Origin of the sequence: Aeromonas sp. QDB17 (genome assembly GCF_027705305.1) — a bacterium.
Taxonomy (GTDB): domain Bacteria; phylum Pseudomonadota; class Gammaproteobacteria; order Enterobacterales; family Aeromonadaceae; genus Aeromonas; species Aeromonas caviae.
The window spans coordinates 1-18,782 of the sequence record NZ_JAPDBP010000038.1; the positions used below are offsets into that span (position 1 = coordinate 1).

The following is an 18,782-nucleotide window of genomic DNA, read 5'->3' on the forward strand; positions in this document are numbered from 1 at the left end:
CCACCGAAGTGCTTGGCCAGCACGTTGGTGATGGCGGCGGTCAGGGTGGTTTTACCGTGGTCAACGTGGCCGATGGTGCCGACGTTTACGTGCGGTTTATTACGCTCAAATTTTTCTTTAGACACGACGTAGTCCTTCTAGGTTAAACCCGCCTACCGTCGTAGGCGGGGAATCTTAAATTACTTGGATTTGCGCTCTTCGATCACGGCCTGGGCGACGTTGGTCGGGGCATCGTGATACTTGGCGAATTCCATGGCGTAGGAAGCACGACCCTGGGTAGCAGAACGCAGGGAGGTGGCGTAACCGAACATTTCGGCCAGCGGCACCAGCGCACGTACGATCTTGCCGGACGGGCCATCTTCCATGCCTTCGATCAGGCCGCGACGACGGTTCAGGTCACCGATCACGTCGCCCATGTAGTCTTCCGGAGTCTCGACTTCGACCTTCATGATCGGTTCGAGCAGTACCGGGTTGGCCTTCATGAAGCCAGCCTTGAACGCCAGAGAAGCAGCGATCTTGAACGCCAGTTCGGAAGAGTCGACATCGTGGTAGGAACCGAAGTGCAGACGCACACCCAGATCCATTACCGGATAGCCTGCCAGCGGGCCGGACTTCAGCTGCTCGCGGATACCCTTGTCAACACCCGGGATGAATTCGCCCGGAATCACGCCACCCTTGATGTCGTTGACGAATTCGTAGGCTTTGCCTTCTTCCAGCGGGTACATGTCGATAACGACGTGACCGTACTGACCACGACCACCGGACTGCTTGGCATGCTTGCCTTCGATGTCCTTGACGGTGTTGCGGATGGTTTCACGGTAGGCAACCTGCGGCTTACCTACGTTGGCTTCTACCTTGAACTCGCGACGCATACGGTCAACGATGATGTCCAGGTGCAGCTCACCCATACCGGCGATGATGGTTTGACCAGATTCTTCGTCGGTCCATACGCGGAAGGACGGATCTTCCTGAGCCAGACGGCCCAGAGCCAGACCCATCTTCTCCTGGTCAGCCTTGGATTTCGGCTCAACGGCGATGGAGATTACCGGCTCCGGGAATTCCATACGCTCCAGGATGATCGGTGCGCTTTCGTCACACAGGGTATCACCGGTGGTGACGTCCTTCAGGCCGATGGCAGCAGCGATGTCGCCTGCGCGAACTTCTTTGATCTCTTCACGCTTGTTGGCATGCATCTGAACGATACGGCCGAAACGCTCGCGCTTCTCTTTAACGGAGTTCAGCACGGAGTCACCGGAGTTGACCACACCGGAGTAAACACGGAAGAAGGTCAGGTTGCCCACGAACGGGTCGGTAGCAATCTTGAATGCCAGAGCAGAGAACGGCTCGTCATCGGAAGCGTGACGCTCGTCCTTGGTCTCGCCATCCAGCTTCAGACCGTCGATAGCAGCAACGTCGGTCGGAGCCGGCAGGTACTCGACCACGGCATCCAGCATGGCCTGTACGCCCTTGTTCTTGAACGCGGAGCCACAGGTAACCAGGATGATTTCGTTGTTCAGAACACGCTGACGCAGAGCTTTCTTGATCTCTTCTTCAGTCAGTTCTTCACCACCCAGGTATTTTTCCATCAGGTCTTCAGACGCTTCAGCAGCGGCTTCAACCAGGTTCATGCGCATTTCTTGCGCCTGTTCCAGCAGCTCAGCCGGGACGTCTTCGTAGTCGAAGGATACGCCCTGGTCAGCTTCGCTCCAGTTGATGGCTTTCATCTTGACCAGGTCGATAACGCCCTTGAAGTTCTCTTCGGAACCGATGTTCAGTTGCAGAGGAACCGGGTTACCTTTCAGACGGGTCTTGATGTGCTCAACGCAGCGCAGGAAGTTGGCACCGGTACGGTCCATCTTGTTGACGAACGCGATACGGGGAACCTTGTACTTGTTAGCCTGACGCCATACGGTTTCAGACTGGGGCTGTACGCCACCTACGGCACAGTACACCATCACGGCGCCATCCAGAACACGCATGGAACGCTCTACTTCGATAGTAAAGTCAACGTGGCCCGGGGTATCGATGATGTTGATACGGTGCGGTTGGAACTGTTTACCCATACCGGACCAGAAAGCGGTGGTCGCGGCGGAGGTGATGGTGATACCACGCTCTTGTTCCTGTTCCATCCAGTCCATGGTGGCGGCGCCATCGTGAACTTCACCGATCTTGTGACTTACACCGGTGTAAAACAGAACGCGCTCGGTAGTAGTAGTCTTACCGGCGTCGATGTGAGCGGAGATACCGATATTACGATAACGCTCAATGGGGGTTGTACGAGCCATTGTCATCCTCTTACTAGGGCGCTTGTCCCCAGATAATTAAAGGTGCGCAGAGTCAGAAGACCCTGCGCAAGCGGATTACCAGCGGAAGTGAGCGAAGGCCTTGTTCGCTTCAGCCATACGGTGAACGTCTTCACGTTTCTTGACAGACGAACCCTTATTGTCAGCGGCATCCAGCAGCTCGCCAGCCAAACGCTGAGCCATTGATTTTTCACCACGTTTACGAGCGGCATCAACCAACCAGCGCATTGCCAGAGCATTGCGACGTACCGGACGAACTTCTACCGGCACCTGATAGGTTGCACCACCGACGCGACGAGATTTAACCTCGACCGCCGGACGAATGTTGTCCAGAGCGACTTCGAACAGGGCCAGGTGCTCTTTGCCAGATTTGGTGGCAATGATGTCCAGGGCGCCATATACGATGGCTTCTGCAACAGATTTCTTACCGTCAACCATTACTACGTTGACAAATTTAGCCAGCAGCTCTGATCCGAACTTGGGATCCGGCAGGATTTTACGCTGACCAACAACACGACGTCTTGGCATTTCAAATTCTCCGTAACTTCAGGGGTTACCCAAAACTAGAAAGTTATCTAACTAGAAACGAATTAACGTTTGGCCTTACTTAACGGAGAACCATTAAGCTTTCGGACGCTTCACGCCGTACTTGGAGCGAGCCTGCTTACGGTCTTTAACACCGGCACAGTCCAACGCACCACGAACGGTGTGATAACGAACACCTGGCAAGTCTTTTACACGACCGCCACGGATCAGAACAACAGAGTGCTCTTGCAGGTTGTGACCTTCACCACCGATGTAGGAGGTGACTTCGAAGCCGTTGGTCAGACGTACACGGCATACTTTACGCAGTGCAGAGTTAGGCTTCTTCGGGGTGGTGGTGTATACACGGGTGCATACGCCACGCTTCTGAGGGCACGCTTCCAGCGCCGGCACGTTGCTTTTCACAACGAGCTTGATGCGTGGCTTGCGAACCAACTGGTTAATAGTTGCCATCAAAAGGCTCCTGATAATGACTTCATAAACGTGTGAAAAATCCTCCCCGCAGATACGGGGACGCGAAATTTTATGCCCTGTTGTCTGGGGAGTCAAGATTTATACAATTTGCACACCGAAATGGCAAATGACAGTCGAATGACATTATGCTAAGCAACTGAGATAAAAAGGAAAAACCAAACCTAAGCGCCCCAGGTCTGCGGTGATCCGTGCTCGGCGATCAACCTGATCAAACCCGGCATATCGAGTTCCATACCGATCCCGGGTGACAAACCTCTCGCTTGCAGGTCTTCCTTCATGACGTACAGGGAGACCTCTGCCAAGCGCTCGCACCACCCGGGGGCAGCAGCCGCCATCACGGCATCCTGCATCAACACCACCAGATCCCCTTCCATGCGGTAACGCAACGCCAACTCGAGATCCTGGCTCATGAAGGGAGAGTTCAATATCAGCTGTATCACGGGCACCTCAGAAGCAGATGTGGGTGGTGAAACCCGCCCAGCTACGGCGAATTTCCGCAGGAGAGAGCGGAATAACTGGGATTAGCAGATCCGCCGCCGTCAGTCCTCGCTCAGCCAGTGACACCGCACAGACATAGACCTCCTCGATGTCATACAGCTCCAGCATCTTGAAGGTCGGGGCGTAGTGACGCTGCAATATGGCGTGTGGCGATTGCTCCCTCACCAGTTGCATCACGCCATCGCCCACCAGAAAGAGGGCCAGGGACTCCGTCAATGCAGAGGTGGCCAGCAGGGCATCCAGCCCCTCCCGACCACTCGCCGAACCATGGGGACCACGCCGTGAGATAAACGCTATTCTGGCCATCTTGTCCCCCTAGAACTGTACGAAGCGATCAGCGGTCAGTGCGGCTTCCGCCAACTGACCGAGCCCGCTCAGGCAGAATGGGGCTTCCAGATTGAAATGCTCCCGTCCCATTCCCTTGGCCTCCTGCTCATCCAGCACGCCACGGCGCATGGCCGCAGCCACACACACATCGATGCGGATGCCCTGCTGGATGGCCAACTCGCGCCACAACGCCACCAGGTCGGTCTCATCGCTGGCTGGCGTATGGAGGCCATTGGCATTGCACACCCCCTCCTGATAGAAGAAGAGGTGGGACAAGCGGTGTCCCTGCTCGACCAGACTCAGGGCAAAACGATAGGCCGTGCTGGCCGTCTGGGTGCCATAGGCGGGCCCGGTGACCAGCAGAGCAAAATTCAGACTCATGATCGCACTCCTGCACAGCGGTGCATCCATTCTACCTCATAGACGCAAAAGCCCCTCCTGGGAGGGGCTTTTGCAATGAAACAGGCTCAGACGTAAGCGATGGCTTCGACTTCGACCAGCACATCCTTGGGCAGACGAGCGACCTCCACGCAGGAACGTGCCGGAGCGGATTCGCCAAAGTAGCGGGCATACACCTGGTTGAAGGCCACGAAGTTGTTCATGTCACTCAGGAAGCAGGTGGTCTTCAGTACCTTGCTGGTATCGGCCCCTGCGGCTTTCAAGACTGCGACCAGATTCTTCATCACCTGCTCTGCCTGAGCCTCGATGCCACCGGCAACGATGTCCATGGTGGCCGGATCGAGCGGGATCTGCCCGGAGGTAAAGACCAGCTCACCCAGCTTGGTAGCCTGGACATAAGGGCCAATTGCGGCAGGCGCCTTGTCGGTTGCAATCACTTCTTTAGCCATTGTTATCTATCCCCTATCTATGGCGCTTACTCGCTCTCTTCTTCACCCTGCTTGCGCTGTCGGATGTAGAGATACACGGTATGTTTGGAAATATTCAGCTTGTCGGCGACCAGGTTGATCGAATCCTTGATATCAAATATGCCCTTCTCGAACAACTGGGTCACGATAAAACGGTTCTTGGCATTGTTGGCCACGGAGGGATCACGATTGATCTCGTCGATGGTGTTGTCCACCGTCTGGGCAACCAGCTCTTCGACGCTGTTGGCGAAGGTCTCCGGTGATTGCCGCTCCACCTGCTGTGGTGTCGGGAAGAATTCGGCCACGAACTCGTGGAAAGGCGCATTGATGTGCAAATTGATGCAGATAAGGCCGATCACCTGCTTGTCGCGGTTACGGATGGCGATCGTGCTCGACTTCATCAAGGCACCGGTCCGACTGCGGGCAAAATAACTCTGGGTGTGATCCTGACCCGTGCTCTCGATGTCCTTGAGCATCCGCAGGGCGAGATCGGTGATCGGCGCCCCCAGAGTTCGACCCGTATTGAAACCATTCGCGATTTGGATCACGGACTCATGCAGATTTTCCAGGGAGTGGAGCACCACCTCGCAGTGCTTGCCGAACAGATCGGCCAAGCCTTCGATAAGGCCCCCATATGAACGCAACAGCTCCCTGTCTTCGTCTGTAAAAGCGCGACCGCTCAGTTGCTCTTCGGGAAGCAGTACTTCCTCGATACCGACAGCCATGTTCTACCCCTGTAATACCCATTCAACTTTCCCGAGTTTTCAGTTGCGACGGGGCAATGTCAACTTTTTTTGATTTTTTGCTCTATAACCTTGCACTGGATCATCCCCCTGCCCCAGCCCAGTGCACGCTGGGCGCCGGATGGGAAATAAAAAAAGGGCCCCTAGAAGGGGCCCTTTCTCATCACTGCTGCGGAAGATTACTCTTCGTCAAAACTGCCGGCTGCGTTGAGCAGATCCGCCAGGTTTTGCTGAGCTTCATCGGCAGTCACCTGCGGCACACCGACAGCACGGGCTGCGGCGGCACGCTGGTTGATGCGGCTGTGGTGGTAGGCAAAGCCGGTACCCGCCGGGATCAGACGACCCACGATCACGTTCTCTTTCAGGCCGCGCAGTTCATCACGCTTGCCACCAACGGCTGCTTCGGTCAGCACGCGGGTGGTCTCCTGGAAGGAAGCTGCGGAGATGAAGGACTCGGTGCTCAGAGATGCCTTGGTAATACCCATCAGGATATGACGGTAGGTAGCCGGGGTCTTCCCTTCGGCAACCAGTTTACGGTTGGCAATCTTCACACGGGCCACTTCAACCTGTTCACCTTCGATCAGGTCGGTGTCGCCAGCGCTCAGGATCTCGCACTTGCGAAGCATCTGACGCACGATGACTTCGATGTGCTTGTCGTTGATCTTAACGCCTTGCAGACGGTAAACGTCCTGCACTTCGTTGGCGATGTAGTTGGCGACCGGGCTGATACCGCGCAGGCGCAGGATGTCATGAGCAGACTCGGGACCGTCCGCCAGCACTTCACCCTTCTCAACTTTTTCACCTTCGAACACGTTGAGGTGACGCCATTTCGGAATCATCTCTTCGTAGATCTCGCCACCATCGGTCGGGGTGATGACCAGACGGCGTTTGCCCTTGGTCTCTTTCCCGAAGGAGATGGTACCGGAGATCTCGGCCAGGATGGCCGGCTCTTTCGGCTGACGTGCTTCGAACAGATCCGCAACGCGCGGCAGACCACCGGTGATGTCCTTGGTACCGCTGGACTCTTGCGGGATACGCGCAACCGCGTCACCCACGCCCACGTTGGCACCATCTTCCAGGTTCACGATCGCCTTGCCCGGCAGGAAGTACTGGGCGGGAACGTCGGTGCCCGGGATCATCACATCCTTGCCGTTCAGGTCGACCAGTTTCACGGTCGGACGCATCTCTTTACCGGCGCTCGGACGCTCGTTGACATCCAGTACGACGATGGAAGAGAGGCCGGTCAGCTCGTCAGTCTGACGAGTGATGGTCACACCGTCGATCATGTGTTCGAAGTGCAGACGACCCGCCACTTCGGTGATGATCGGGTGGGTGTGCGGGTCCCAGTTCGCGACGGTATCACCGGCGTTCACCGCTTCGCCATCCTTCACTTCCAGCACGGAACCGTAAGGCAGCTTGTGGCTTTCCTTGGTACGGCCCATCTCGTCCATGATGGTCAGCTCGGTAGAACGGGAGGTGATAACCAGCTTGTCAGAGTTGTTCAGAACGAACTTGGCGTTCTGCAACTTGATGCTACCGGTGTTCTTCACCTGGATGCTGCTCTCGGCAGCCGCTCGGGATGCGGCACCACCGATGTGGAAGGTACGCATCGTCAGCTGGGTACCCGGTTCACCGATGGACTGAGCGGCGATAACACCGACAGCCTCACCCTTGTTAACCAGGTGACCACGGGCCAGATCACGGCCGTAGCAGTGAGCACAGTTACCGAAGTCGGTCTCACAGGTGATGGCAGAACGTACCTTCACGCGGTCGACGGAGTTGCGCTCCAGCAGGTCACACAGCTGCTCGTCGAGCAGGGTGTTGCGCGCTACCAGCACTTCATCCTCGGTACCCGGCTTGATCACGTCTTCGGCCACCACACGACCCAGCACGCGCTCACGCAGCGGCTCGACCACGTCGCCACCCTCGATCAGCGGAGTCATCCACAGACCGTCGGTAGTGCCGCAATCGTCCTCGGTGATCACCATGTCCTGGGCCACGTCAACCAGACGACGGGTCAGGTAACCGGAGTTCGCTGTCTTCAGTGCGGTATCCGCCAGACCTTTACGAGCACCGTGAGTGGAGATGAAGTACTGCAGTACGTTCAGGCCTTCACGGAAGTTCGCCACGATCGGCGTTTCGATGATGGAGCCATCCGGCTTCGCCATCAGGCCACGCATACCGGCCAGCTGACGGATCTGGGCGGCGGAGCCCCGCGCACCAGAGTCGGCCATCATGAAGATGCTGTTGAAGGAGGCTTGCTCTTCCTCATCGCCCAGGGAGTTGACGTTACGCTCCTTGGAAAGGTTGTCCATCATGGCCTTGGAGACGCGATCGTTCGCGCTGGCCCAGATATCGATAACCTTGTTGTAGCGTTCGCCCGCGGTCACCAGACCGGACAGGAACTGATCCTGGATCTCGGCAACTTCGGCTTCTGCAGCAGCGATGATGTCTTTCTTGGCATCCGGGATGACCATGTCATCGATACCAACAGAGGCACCGGACAGGGCCGCGTAGTGGAAACCGGTATACATCAGCTGGTCAGCGAAGATGACGGTATCCTTCAGGCCCTGCTTGCGATAGCAGGTGTTCAGCAGACGGGAGATGAGCTTTTTGCCCAGCGCCTTGTTGGAGACGCACTTGATCCAGTTCTGCGGGTTGGCGTCCAGGTCAGCCTGCTCTGCAGCAGTCAGTACCTTGGGCTCGTCGATCAGGGCGTATTCCATGCCTTTGGGCAGGATCAGGCTCAGGATCGCACGACCAACGGTGGTGTTCTTCATCTCGGTCTTGGCAACCAGTTCACCGGCTTCGTTCTTCACGTACTCGGTGATGCGGCACTTGACGCGAGCATGCAGGTCGGCCAGACCGGCACGGTAGACCTTCTCGGCCTCTTTCGGGCCGGACAGCACCATACCTTCGCCCTTGGCGTTGATACGGGCACGGGTCATGTAATACAGACCCAAGACCACGTCCTGGGAAGGAACGATGATCGGCTCACCGGAGGCAGGCGACAGGATGTTGTTGGTGGACATCATCAGGGCGCGCGCTTCCAGCTGGGCTTCCAGGGTCAGCGGTACGTGGACCGCCATCTGGTCACCGTCGAAGTCCGCGTTATAGGCGGCACAGACGAGCGGGTGCAGCTGGATGGCCTTGCCTTCGATCAGGGTCGGTTCAAACGCTTGGATACCCAGACGGTGCAGGGTCGGTGCACGGTTCAGCAGAACCGGGTGTTCGCGGATCACTTCGTCCAGGATGTCCCAAACGACGGCTTCTTCGCGCTCCACCATCTTCTTGGCGGCCTTGATGGTGGTCGCCAGACCGCGGGATTCCAGCTTGCCGTAGATGAAGGGCTTGAACAGCTCAAGTGCCATCTTCTTCGGCAGACCGCACTGATGCAGACGCAGGGTCGGACCTACGGTGATAACGGAACGACCGGAGTAGTCGACACGCTTACCCAGCAGGTTCTGACGGAAACGACCTTGCTTACCCTTGATCATGTCGGCCAGGGATTTCAGCGGGCGCTTGTTGGAACCGGTGATGGCACGACCACGACGACCGTTGTCCAGCAGGGCATCCACGGACTCTTGCAGCATGCGCTTTTCGTTGCGCACGATGATGTCCGGCGCAGCCAAGTCCAGCAGACGCTTCAAGCGGTTGTTACGGTTGATCACGCGACGGTACAGATCGTTCAGATCGGAGGTCGCGAAACGACCGCCGTCCAGCGGTACCAGCGGACGCAGGTCCGGCGGCAGCACGGGCAGCACAGTCATGATCATCCACTCCGGCTTGTTGCCGGACTGCAGGAAGGCTTCCATCAGCTTCAGACGCTTGGTGGTCTTCTTGCGCTTGGTCTCGGAGTTGGTCTGATCCAGCTCCTCACGCATGGCTTTGACTTCGCCTTCCAGATCGATGGCGCGCAGCAGAGCCAGAATGGCCTCGGCACCCATCTTGGCGTCGAATTCGTCGCCCCACTCTTCCAGTGCGTCCAGATAGTTCTCTTCGGAGAGCATCTGGCTGCGCTCGAGGTTGGTCATGCCGGGTTCGATCACTACATAGGATTCGAAATACAGCACGCGCTCGATGTCACGCAGGGTCATGTCCAGCAGCAGACCGATACGGGACGGCAGGGACTTCAGGAACCAGATGTGGGCAGTCGGGCTGGCCAGCTCGATGTGGCCCATGCGCTCACGACGGACCTTGGTCTGGGTCACTTCTACACCGCACTTCTCGCAGATCACACCACGGTGTTTCAGGCGCTTGTACTTGCCGCACAGACACTCGTAGTCCTTCACCGGTCCGAAGATACGGGCGCAGAACAGACCATCACGCTCCGGCTTGAAAGTCCGGTAGTTGATGGTCTCAGGCTTTTTGACCTCACCGAATGACCAGGAGCGGATCATGTCAGGAGAGGCCAGACCGATCTTGATACTGTCAAACTCTTCGGTCTTGGTCTGAGCCTTCAAAAACTTGAGTAAGTCTTTCACGTGTTTCCCCTGTCAGGAGTCTAACCTCGGCGCCCCGGCTGCCGAAACAGCGGGGCGCCCACGTCAATTCTCGAACAATAAGAGCGAGCTCTTACTCTTCGTCCAGCTCGATGTTGATACCCAGAGAGCGGATTTCCTTCAGCAATACGTTGAAGGATTCGGGCATGCCCGGCTCCATACGGTGGTCGCCATCCACGATGTTCTTGTACATCTTGGTACGGCCGTTCACATCGTCAGACTTGACGGTCAGCATTTCCTGCAGGGTATATGCCGCACCGTAAGCCTCCAGGGCCCACACTTCCATCTCACCGAACCGCTGACCACCGAACTGCGCCTTACCACCCAGCGGCTGCTGGGTAACCAGGCTGTAGGAACCGGTAGAACGCGCGTGCATCTTGTCGTCTACCAGGTGGTTCAGCTTCAGCATGTACATGTAACCCACGGTAACCTTGCGCTCGAAGGCGTTACCGGTACGACCGTCGAACAGGGAGATCTGACCGGATTCCGGCAGATCGGCCAGCTTCAGCAAGGCTTTGATTTCGCGCTCTTTGGCACCATCAAAGACAGGTGTAGCCACCGGCAGACCCTTACGCAGGTTACCCACCAGGGTACGCACGTCGTCGTCAGACAGTTCAGCAATGTTCACTTGCTGGGAGTCCTTCTCGCCCAGGTCATAGACCTGTTGCAGGAACTCGCGCATCTCGTGCAGCTCGCGCTGTTCTTTGATCATGCGGTCGATCTTCTCGCCGATGCCCTTGGCCGCGAGGCCCAGGTGCACTTCGAGGATCTGACCGATGTTCATACGAGACGGTACGCCCAGCGGGTTCAGTACGATGTCGACCGGACGGCCGTACTCGTCATGAGGCATATCCTCGACCGGACAGATCTTGGAGATAACACCCTTGTTACCGTGACGGCCCGCCATCTTGTCACCCGGCTGGATGCGACGCTTGACGGCCAGATAGACCTTGACGATCTTCAGTACGCCCGGCGCCAGGTCATCGCCCTGGATGATCTTGCGACGCTTGTTCTCGAATTTCTTGTCGAACTCGGCCTTCAGCTCAACGTGCTGTTCAGCGATCTGCTCCAGCTCGATTTGCTTGGCTTCATCTTCGATGGCCAGCTCAAACCACTTGGAACGATCGAGCTTGTTCAGACGATCTTCGCTGTAACCGGCGGCCAGCAGCAGGTTGCGGGAACGGCCGAAAATGCCGTCTTCCAGGATCTTGAACTCTTCGGTCAAGTCCTTCTTCGCTTCCTTCAACTGCATCTCTTCGATTTCTTTGGCGCGCTTGTCTTTTTCCACGCCATCGCGGGTAAAGACCTGCACGTCAACCACGGTACCGTACACACCGTTCGGCACTCGCAGGGAAGAGTCCTTCACGTCGGACGCCTTCTCACCGAAGATGGCGCGCAGCAGCTTCTCTTCCGGAGTCAGCTGGGTTTCACCTTTCGGAGTCACCTTGCCGACCAGAATGTCGCCGCCCTTCACTTCGGCACCCACGTAGACGATGCCGGACTCGTCCAGCTTGGACAGAGCGGCTTCACCCACGTTCGGGATGTCAGCAGTGATCTCTTCCGGACCCAGCTTGGTGTCACGGGAGATACAGGCCAGTTCCTGGATGTGAATGGTGGTCAGGCGATCTTCCTGAACAACACGCTCATTCACCAGGATCGAGTCTTCGAAGTTGTAACCGTTCCACGGCATGAACGCGACGCGCAGGTTCTGACCCAGCGCCAGTTCACCGAGATCGGTGGACGGGCCGTCAGCCAGTACGTCGCCCGCCATCACCGGCTCACCCAACATCACGCACGGACGCTGGTTGATACAGGTGTTCTGGTTGGAACGGGTGTATTTGGTCAGGCTGTAGATGTCGATGCCGGCTTCGCCAGGCAGCAGCTCATCTTCGTTGACCTTGATAACGATACGGGAGGCATCGACATAGTCGATCATGCCGCCACGCTTGGCCACTACGGTCACACCGGAGTCAACGGCCACTGCGCGTTCCATACCGGTACCAACCAGCGGCTTGTCAGCGCGCAGGGTCGGTACAGCCTGACGTTGCATGTTTGAACCCATCAATGCGCGGTTCGCGTCATCGTGTTCCAGGAACGGGATCAGGGCCGCTGCCACAGAGACGATCTGTTGCGGGCTCACGTCCATGTACTGGATCTGGTCGGCGTTCATAAAGGTGGATTCACCTTTGTGACGGCACGGGATCAATTCATCTTTCAGACGGCCATCTTCGGTGGTCGCGGCGTTGGCCTGTGCGATCACGTACTTGCCTTCTTCAATCGCAGACAGGTAATCCACTTCGTCGGTGATCACACCGTCGATCACCTTGCGGTACGGGGTCTCGAGGAAACCGTACTCGTTGGTGCGGGAATACACGGACAGCGAGTTGATCAGACCGATGTTCGGACCTTCCGGCGTTTCGATGGGGCACAGACGACCGTAGTGGGTCGGGTGTACGTCTCGAACTTCGAAACCGGCACGCTCACGGGTCAGACCGCCCGGGCCCAGCGCGGAGATACGGCGCTTGTGGGTCACTTCGGACAGCGGGTTGTTCTGGTCCATGAACTGGGACAGCTGGCTGGAACCAAAGAACTCTTTGACCGCGGCGGAGATCGGCTTGGCGTTGATCAGATCCTGCGGCATCAGGGTGTCCAGATCGCCCAGAGACAGGCGCTCCTTCACCGCACGCTCGACACGGACCAGACCAACACGGAACTGGTTCTCGGCCATTTCACCGACGGAACGGATACGACGGTTACCAAGGTGGTCGATATCGTCCACTTCGTCGTTACCGTTACGGATATCGATCAGGCGCTTCATGACCTCGACGATATCGTCCTTGGTCAGCACGCCAACGCCAGTCTCGTCTTCACGACCCAAACGGCGGTTGAACTTCATCCGACCTACGGTAGACAGGTCGTAACGCTCGGAAGAGAAGAACAGGTTCTCGAACAGCTGCTCGGCCGCTTCACGAGTGGGCGGCTCGCCCGGACGCATCATGCGATAGATCTCGACCAGGGCTTCCAGGCGGCTGGAGCTGGAGTCGATACGCAGGGTCTCGGACATGTAGGCACCGTGATCCAGTTCGTTGGTGAACAGAACCTCGAAGTGCTTGAAGCCGGCTTGGGACAGGTTGGCAACCGCTTCCAGGCTCAGCGCCTGGTTGGCAGTGACAACCATCTCACCAGTCTGCGGGTGCGGGTAATTCTTGGCAGCAACTTTGCCAACAACATACTCTACCGGCACCTCGATCTGGGTGATGCCGTCTTTTTCCAGCTGACGGATGTGACGTGCAGTGACACGACGACCGGTTTCAACCACCACGGCGCCATTGGCAATGATGTCGAAGGTCGCGGTCTCGCCACGCAGGCGCTCGGGCACCAGATCCATCATCAACTTGCCATCCTTGACTTCGAAACCGATGGTCTCGAAGAAGGTGGCCAGGATTTCTTCGGAACTGAAGTCCAGGGCGCGCAGAATAATGGAGGCTGGCAGTTTACGACGACGGTCGATACGGACAAACAGGTTGTCTTTCGCATCGAACTCGAAGTCCAGCCAGGAGCCACGGTAGGGGATAACGCGGGCGTTATACAGTACCTTACCGGATGAATGTGTTTTGCCTTTATCGTGGTCGAAGAAGACGCCCGGGCTGCGGTGCAGCTGGGAGACGATAACCCGTTCGGTACCATTGATGACAAAGGTGCCGTTCTCGGTCATGAGCGGAATTTCGCCCATGTATACTTCTTGTTCCTTGATGTCTTTGACGGTGCCGGCAGCTGCTTCACGGTCGTACAGAACCATACGAAGCTTGACACGCAGCGGCGCGGAGTAGGTCACTCCACGGATCTGGCATTCTTTTACGTCAAATACCGGCTCACCCAGGCGATAGCTGACATACTGAAGCTCAGCACTACCGGAGTAACTGGTGATCGGGAAAACGCTACGGAAGGCGGCTTCTAGGCCGTACTCACCTTCCGGGTCAGCCTCGATGAACTGCTTGAAGGAGTCCAGCTGAATGGACAACAGATAAGGCGTGTCCAGTACCTGGTCTCGCTTACCGAAGTCCTTACGTATGCGTTTTTTTTCGGTATAAGAGTAAACCATAGGGTTCCTCAGCTCGCTGATAAGTGACCCACTCTGTCCCCACGGGACAGCTCTGTCTCAACACCGTTTTGTGTTGGCCCGGACGATGAGGCGGTCCGGATTGCTGGTGCACCGAGAGTCGTGAACGGTGTGAAATACTCTCAGTCTACAGCGCAAAAAGGCTGGTGAATAAAGATTCACCAGCCTTAGCCTGTTTTATCAGGCTAATCTACATAAATGCAGATTATTTGATCTCAACAGAAGCACCGGCAGCTTCCAGCTCTTTCTTCAGAGCTTCAGCTTCGTCCTTGGACACGGCTTCTTTCAGATTGGTCGGAGCAGCTTCTACCAGGTCCTTGGCTTCTTTCAGGCCCAGACCGGTAGCGCCACGAACGGCCTTGATGACGGCAACTTTGTTGGCGCCAGCAGCAGTCAGAACTACGTCGAACTCGGTCTTCTCTTCTACTGCTTCAGCAGCAGCCGGGCCAGCCATGACGGCAGCAGCGGCAGAAACACCGAACTTCTCTTCCATAGCTTCGATCAGCTCAACAACTTCCATTACGGACATGGAAGCAACGGCTTCGATGATTTGGTCTTTAGTGATAGACATGACAAAAATTCCTGATGTTGAATAAACTCAAACAGCCTAGATAGGCGAGAATCAAGCAGCAGCTTGTTTCTGGTCGCGAACAGCAGCGATAGTACGAACCAGCTTGCCAGCAGAGGCTTCCTTCATGGTAGCCATCAACTTCGCAATTGCTTCTTCGTAAGTCGGCAGCGTGGCCAGACGATCAATTTGTGCTGCGGCGATAAACTCACCGTTAAAAGCGCCAGCCTTGATTTCGAACTTTTGGTTCGCTTTGGCAAACTCTTTGAACAGACGAGCGGCAGCGCCCGGGTGTTCGTTAGAGAAAGCAATCAAGGTAGGACCGGTAAATGCGTCGTTCAGGCACTCGTATTCGGTACCTTCTACCGCGCGACGCAGCAGGGTGTTACGCACAACGCGCATGTACACACCAGCTTCACGAGCGGTCTTACGCAGGACGGTCATCTTGTCTACAGTGACGCCGCGAGAATCGGCTACAACTGCAGAAAGAGCGCCTTTGGCAGCTTCGTTGACTTCAGCAACAATTGCCTTTTTGTCTTCGAGTCCCAATGCCATTGGCTTAACTCCTGGATTGAATCCGGGTCTGTTGACCCAGTACTGACACATCCCCCCTACCTTTACAACAGAGGGGAACGATGCGGTAGCAGGATTCCAGAAGAGAAAGAATCTTTCTCGCTGGGTTTCCGGCACCGTCTACGCAGGAAAAATTAAGGCTTTGCGGCCTCCTGCGGTCTTGGACGGAGGTCGAAACCCCCAACCAATCAAGGCGCAAAATTATAGATTAAATTTTGCGCCTTGTAAAACCCATCAATTAGGCCTGAGCTTCCAGGGAAGCTTGGTCTACGGCAACACCGGCACCCATGGTGGTGGAGATGCTGACTTTCTTGATGAATACACCCTTGGCGGAGGACGGCTTGGCCTTCTTCAAGGCAACCAGCAGAGCTTCCAGGTTTTCTTTCAGCTGAACTTCGTTGAAAGAGACCTTGCCCAGAGTGGTATGAATGATACCGTTCTTGTCGTTACGGTAACGAACCTGACCAGCCTTGGCGTTCTTGACGGCTTCGGCTACGTTCGGAGTGACGGTACCCACTTTCGGGTTCGGCATCAGACCGCGCGGGCCCAGGATTTGACCCAGTTGACCAACAACACGCATGGCATCCGGGGATGCGATCACGACGTCGAAGTTCATCTCGCCTTTCTTGACCAGCTCAGCCAGGTCATCCATACCAACCAGTTCAGCACCGGCAGCCTTGGCGGCTTCGGCATTGGCACCCTGGGTGAACACGGCGACACGGATGTCACGACCGGTACCGTGCGGCAGTACAGTTGCACCACGTACGTTCTGGTCGGATTTACGAGCATCGATACCCAGGTTAACGGCAACGTCAACGCTTTCAACGAACTTGGCGGTAGCCAGTTCTTTCAGCAGGGCAATGGCTTCGTTGATGGAGTACTCTTTGGTACCGTCAACTTTTTCGCGAATAACGCGCATACGCTTGGACAGTTTAGCCATTGTCTTACTCCTCCACTACCAGGCCCATGGAACGAGCGGAACCGGCGATGCAACGTACTTTTGCATCCAGATCGGCCCCAGTCATATCCGGCTCTTTGGTCTTGGCGATTTCTTGCAGCTGAGCCACAGTCACCTTACCAACCTTGTCTTTGTTCGGCTTGGCGGAACCAGACTGGATACCAGCGGCTTTCTTCAGCAGGAAGGAAGCGGGCGGAGTCTTGGTTTCGAAGGTGAAGGAACGGTCGCTGTAAACGGTGATCACGACCGGAGTCGGAGAACCTTTTTCCAGCTTTTCTGTACGGGCGTTGAATGCCTTACAGAATTCCATGATGTTCACACCGTGCTGACCCAGAGCAGGACCAACGGGAGGGCTGGGGTTAGCACTGCCAGCCTTAACTTGCAGCTTGATATAAGCTGTGACTTTCTTAGCCATTACAAAAATACCTCAAAAATGGGTTCTAACGCCTCGGAGACATGCTCCTGCAAACGGCTCCCCAACAAATAAAGGGGCAGCGAATTATAGAGATAATCGCTGCCCCTGACAACCGTTAAACGTACAGAGATTAATCAGCCTTTTTCGACCTGACCAAAATCCAGTTCTACCGGCGTTGAGCGGCCGAAGATCAGTACGGAGACCTTCACGCGGCTCTTTTCGTAGTCCACCTCTTCAACGGTACCGTTGAAGTCGGCGAACGGACCATCGGCAACCCGGACCATCTCACCCGGTTCAAACAAGGTTTTCGGACGCGGTTTATCGTGGGCATCTTGCAGACGGTTGAGGATGGCATCCGCTTCTTTATCGGAGATAGGAGCAGGGCGATCGGAGGTACCGCCGATGAAACCCATTACACGTGGTACATTGCGCACCAGGTGCCATGTGGTTTCATCCATCACCATCTGGACCAGGACGTATCCCGGGAAAAATTTGCGCTCACTCTTGCGCTTCTGGCCAGCACGCATCTCGACCACTTCTTCGGTCGGGACCAGCACTTCACCAAACAGCTCTTCCATGCCATGCATCTTGATATGTTCACGCAGGGATTTGGCAACACGGCCTTCGTAGCCGGAAAATGCCTGCACGACATACCATCTCATACGCTGTTCACGTTGTTCAGTCATGGCTTATCCTTACACACCGGTAATCAGGTTGACCAACCAGACCAAGGCGCCGTCCAACACGAACAGCAGCAGCCCCATCACGGCAGTCACCGCCAGCACAATCAGGGTTGTCTGAATGGCTTCCTGACGGGTCGGCCATACGACCTTGCGGACTTCCAGGCGAGACTCACGGGCAAACGCCAGTGTTGCCTTGCCCTTGGTGGTTTGCAGGGCCACTGCACCGGCAGCGGCGATGACAACGACCACACCCAGGGCGCGGACGGCAGCAATAACGTCGCTCAGCAGGTAATTGCCCACTACAGCGGCCGCCAGGATGATGAAAACCAGGCCCCAAAGCAGGGTATCCTTGCTTCCGCCCTGACCCTCAGAACTAACACTCATACAACCCACCTGTATCTGACGTAACCAAAGACACAAAAGCCCCGTACGAGACGAGGTATATGGCAGGGGCGGCAGGACTCGAACCCGCAACCATCGGTTTTGGAGACCGCTGTTCTACCAATTCGAACTACGCCCCTGCATAAGAAAGCCCCTATTATAGGGGCTTTGCTTTATTTATGTAAGCCAAGATTAAGCGATAACTTTGGCTACAACACCAGCACCTACGGTACGGCCACCTTCACGGATAGCGAAACGCAGGCCGTCGTCCATCGCGATCGGGGCAATCAGGGTAACAACCATCTTGATGTTGTCGCCCGGCATGACCATCTCTACGCCTTCCGGCAGTTCGATGGTACCGGTCACGTCGGTAGTACGGAAGTAGAACTGCGGACGGTAGCCCTTGAAGAACGGAGTGTGACGACCACCTTCTTCTTTGGACAGTACGTACACTTCGGATTCGAACTTGGTGTGCGGCTTGATGGTGCCCGGCTTGGCCAGTACCTGACCACGCTCTACGTCTTCACGCTTCACGCCACGCAGCAGCGCGCCAACGTTCTCACCTGCACGGCCTTCGTCCAGCAGTTTGCGGAACATTTCAACGCCGGTACAGGTGGTCTTGGTGGTATCTTTGATACCAACGATTTCCACTTCTTCACCAACCTTGACGATACCGCGCTCTACACGACCGGTTACTACGGTACCACGGCCAGCGATGGAGAAGACGTCTTCGATAGGCATCAGGAACGGTTGGTCAATGGCACGCTCCGGCTCCGGAATGTAGGTGTCCAGGTGGCCAGCCAGTTCCAGGATCTTCTCTTCCCACTG

18 protein-coding genes and 1 tRNA gene are annotated in these 18,782 nt (G+C 56.3%); all 19 read right to left on the minus strand.

Annotated elements, in window-relative coordinates; all coding sequences use genetic code 11:
* The coding region (locus OKC41_RS20345; RefSeq protein WP_234887766.1) for a GTP-binding protein at positions 1-125 on the minus strand (125 nt) is incomplete at its 3' end.
* A gap of 54 nt (positions 126-179) precedes the next feature.
* A complete protein-coding gene (gene fusA, locus OKC41_RS20350) occupies positions 180-2,285 on the minus strand; it encodes an elongation factor G (protein WP_010675948.1) in 2,106 nt (701 codons plus the stop codon).
* 75 nt (positions 2,286-2,360) lie between these two features.
* Positions 2,361-2,831 carry a 30S ribosomal protein S7 gene (gene rpsG / locus OKC41_RS20355; RefSeq protein WP_010675949.1) on the minus strand — a complete coding sequence of 157 codons (471 nt, stop codon included), beginning with the start codon at positions 2,829-2,831 and terminating at the stop codon, positions 2,361-2,363.
* Between the two features lie 93 nt (positions 2,832-2,924).
* Positions 2,925-3,299, minus strand: a complete 375-nt coding sequence (gene rpsL / locus OKC41_RS20360; RefSeq protein ID WP_005306278.1) for a 30S ribosomal protein S12 — start codon at positions 3,297-3,299, stop codon at positions 2,925-2,927.
* Positions 3,300-3,481: 182 nt separating this feature from the next.
* A complete protein-coding gene (gene tusB / locus OKC41_RS20365) occupies positions 3,482-3,760 on the minus strand; it encodes a sulfurtransferase complex subunit TusB (protein WP_201895031.1) in 279 nt (92 codons plus the stop codon).
* A gap of 7 nt (positions 3,761-3,767) precedes the next feature.
* Positions 3,768-4,124, minus strand: a complete 357-nt coding sequence (gene tusC, locus OKC41_RS20370) for a sulfurtransferase complex subunit TusC (protein ID WP_201895030.1) — start codon at positions 4,122-4,124, stop codon at positions 3,768-3,770.
* Positions 4,125-4,133: 9 nt separating this feature from the next.
* The gene (gene tusD, locus OKC41_RS20375) at positions 4,134-4,526 is read right to left on the minus strand and encodes a sulfurtransferase complex subunit TusD (protein WP_043153907.1); all 393 of its coding nucleotides are present in this window, start codon (positions 4,524-4,526) and stop codon (positions 4,134-4,136) included.
* An 86-nt stretch (positions 4,527-4,612) separates the two neighbouring features.
* A complete protein-coding gene (locus tag OKC41_RS20380) occupies positions 4,613-4,993 on the minus strand; it encodes a RidA family protein (protein ID WP_010675953.1) in 381 nt (126 codons plus the stop codon).
* Between the two features lie 26 nt (positions 4,994-5,019).
* The gene (locus OKC41_RS20385) at positions 5,020-5,736 is read right to left on the minus strand and encodes a transcriptional regulator (protein ID WP_010675954.1); all 717 of its coding nucleotides are present in this window, start codon (positions 5,734-5,736) and stop codon (positions 5,020-5,022) included.
* Positions 5,737-5,933: 197 nt separating this feature from the next.
* Positions 5,934-10,238 carry a DNA-directed RNA polymerase subunit beta' gene (gene rpoC, locus OKC41_RS20390; RefSeq protein WP_010675955.1) on the minus strand — a complete coding sequence of 1,435 codons (4,305 nt, stop codon included), beginning with the start codon at positions 10,236-10,238 and terminating at the stop codon, positions 5,934-5,936.
* A 91-nt stretch (positions 10,239-10,329) separates the two neighbouring features.
* Positions 10,330-14,358 carry a DNA-directed RNA polymerase subunit beta gene (rpoB, locus tag OKC41_RS20395; RefSeq protein ID WP_103260913.1) on the minus strand — a complete coding sequence of 1,343 codons (4,029 nt, stop codon included), beginning with the start codon at positions 14,356-14,358 and terminating at the stop codon, positions 10,330-10,332.
* Positions 14,359-14,581: 223 nt separating this feature from the next.
* Entirely contained in the window at positions 14,582-14,947 is a 366-nt protein-coding gene (rplL, locus tag OKC41_RS20400; protein WP_010675957.1) for a 50S ribosomal protein L7/L12, read from the minus strand.
* Between the two features lie 51 nt (positions 14,948-14,998).
* Positions 14,999-15,499 (minus strand): 50S ribosomal protein L10, encoded by a 501-nt coding sequence (gene rplJ / locus OKC41_RS20405; protein WP_005339895.1) that lies wholly within the window; start codon positions 15,497-15,499, stop codon positions 14,999-15,001.
* 256 nt (positions 15,500-15,755) lie between these two features.
* Complete coding sequence (gene rplA / locus OKC41_RS20410; protein ID WP_010675958.1) at positions 15,756-16,457, minus strand: 50S ribosomal protein L1; 702 nt, start codon at positions 16,455-16,457, stop codon at positions 15,756-15,758.
* Between the two features lie 4 nt (positions 16,458-16,461).
* Positions 16,462-16,890 carry a 50S ribosomal protein L11 gene (gene rplK / locus OKC41_RS20415; RefSeq protein ID WP_005306313.1) on the minus strand — a complete coding sequence of 143 codons (429 nt, stop codon included), beginning with the start codon at positions 16,888-16,890 and terminating at the stop codon, positions 16,462-16,464.
* A gap of 134 nt (positions 16,891-17,024) precedes the next feature.
* Complete coding sequence (gene nusG / locus OKC41_RS20420) at positions 17,025-17,576, minus strand: transcription termination/antitermination protein NusG (protein ID WP_010675959.1); 552 nt, start codon at positions 17,574-17,576, stop codon at positions 17,025-17,027.
* A gap of 9 nt (positions 17,577-17,585) precedes the next feature.
* Positions 17,586-17,957, minus strand: a complete 372-nt coding sequence (secE, locus tag OKC41_RS20425; protein ID WP_010675960.1) for a preprotein translocase subunit SecE — start codon at positions 17,955-17,957, stop codon at positions 17,586-17,588.
* Positions 17,958-18,017: 60 nt separating this feature from the next.
* Positions 18,018-18,094, minus strand: a tRNA-Trp gene (locus OKC41_RS20430).
* A 52-nt stretch (positions 18,095-18,146) separates the two neighbouring features.
* On the minus strand, positions 18,147-18,782 hold a 636-nt coding region (locus tag OKC41_RS20435; protein WP_270672326.1), incomplete at its 5' end, for an EF-Tu/IF-2/RF-3 family GTPase.

Excerpts from the sequence above, each read along its gene's own strand:
- fusA (WP_010675948.1), bottom strand. The coding sequence starts at position 2,285 with ATGGCTCGTACAACCCCCATTGAGCGTTATCGTAATATCGGTATCTCC.
- rpsG (WP_010675949.1), bottom strand. The coding sequence starts at position 2,831 with ATGCCAAGACGTCGTGTTGTTGGTCAGCGTAAAATCCTGCCGGATCCC.
- rpsL (WP_005306278.1), bottom strand. The coding sequence starts at position 3,299 with ATGGCAACTATTAACCAGTTGGTTCGCAAGCCACGCATCAAGCTCGTT.
- tusC (WP_201895030.1), bottom strand. The coding sequence starts at position 4,124 with ATGGCCAGAATAGCGTTTATCTCACGGCGTGGTCCCCATGGTTCGGCG.
- tusD (WP_043153907.1), bottom strand. The coding sequence starts at position 4,526 with ATGAGTCTGAATTTTGCTCTGCTGGTCACCGGGCCCGCCTATGGCACC.
- OKC41_RS20380 (WP_010675953.1), bottom strand. The coding sequence starts at position 4,993 with ATGGCTAAAGAAGTGATTGCAACCGACAAGGCGCCTGCCGCAATTGGC.
- OKC41_RS20385 (WP_010675954.1), bottom strand. The coding sequence starts at position 5,736 with ATGGCTGTCGGTATCGAGGAAGTACTGCTTCCCGAAGAGCAACTGAGC.
- rpoB (WP_103260913.1), bottom strand. The coding sequence starts at position 14,358 with ATGGTTTACTCTTATACCGAAAAAAAACGCATACGTAAGGACTTCGGT.
- rplL (WP_010675957.1), bottom strand. The coding sequence starts at position 14,947 with ATGTCTATCACTAAAGACCAAATCATCGAAGCCGTTGCTTCCATGTCC.
- rplJ (WP_005339895.1), bottom strand. The coding sequence starts at position 15,499 with ATGGCATTGGGACTCGAAGACAAAAAGGCAATTGTTGCTGAAGTCAAC.
- rplA (WP_010675958.1), bottom strand. The coding sequence starts at position 16,457 with ATGGCTAAACTGTCCAAGCGTATGCGCGTTATTCGCGAAAAAGTTGAC.
- rplK (WP_005306313.1), bottom strand. The coding sequence starts at position 16,890 with ATGGCTAAGAAAGTCACAGCTTATATCAAGCTGCAAGTTAAGGCTGGC.
- nusG (WP_010675959.1), bottom strand. The coding sequence starts at position 17,576 with ATGACTGAACAACGTGAACAGCGTATGAGATGGTATGTCGTGCAGGCA.
- secE (WP_010675960.1), bottom strand. The coding sequence starts at position 17,957 with ATGAGTGTTAGTTCTGAGGGTCAGGGCGGAAGCAAGGATACCCTGCTT.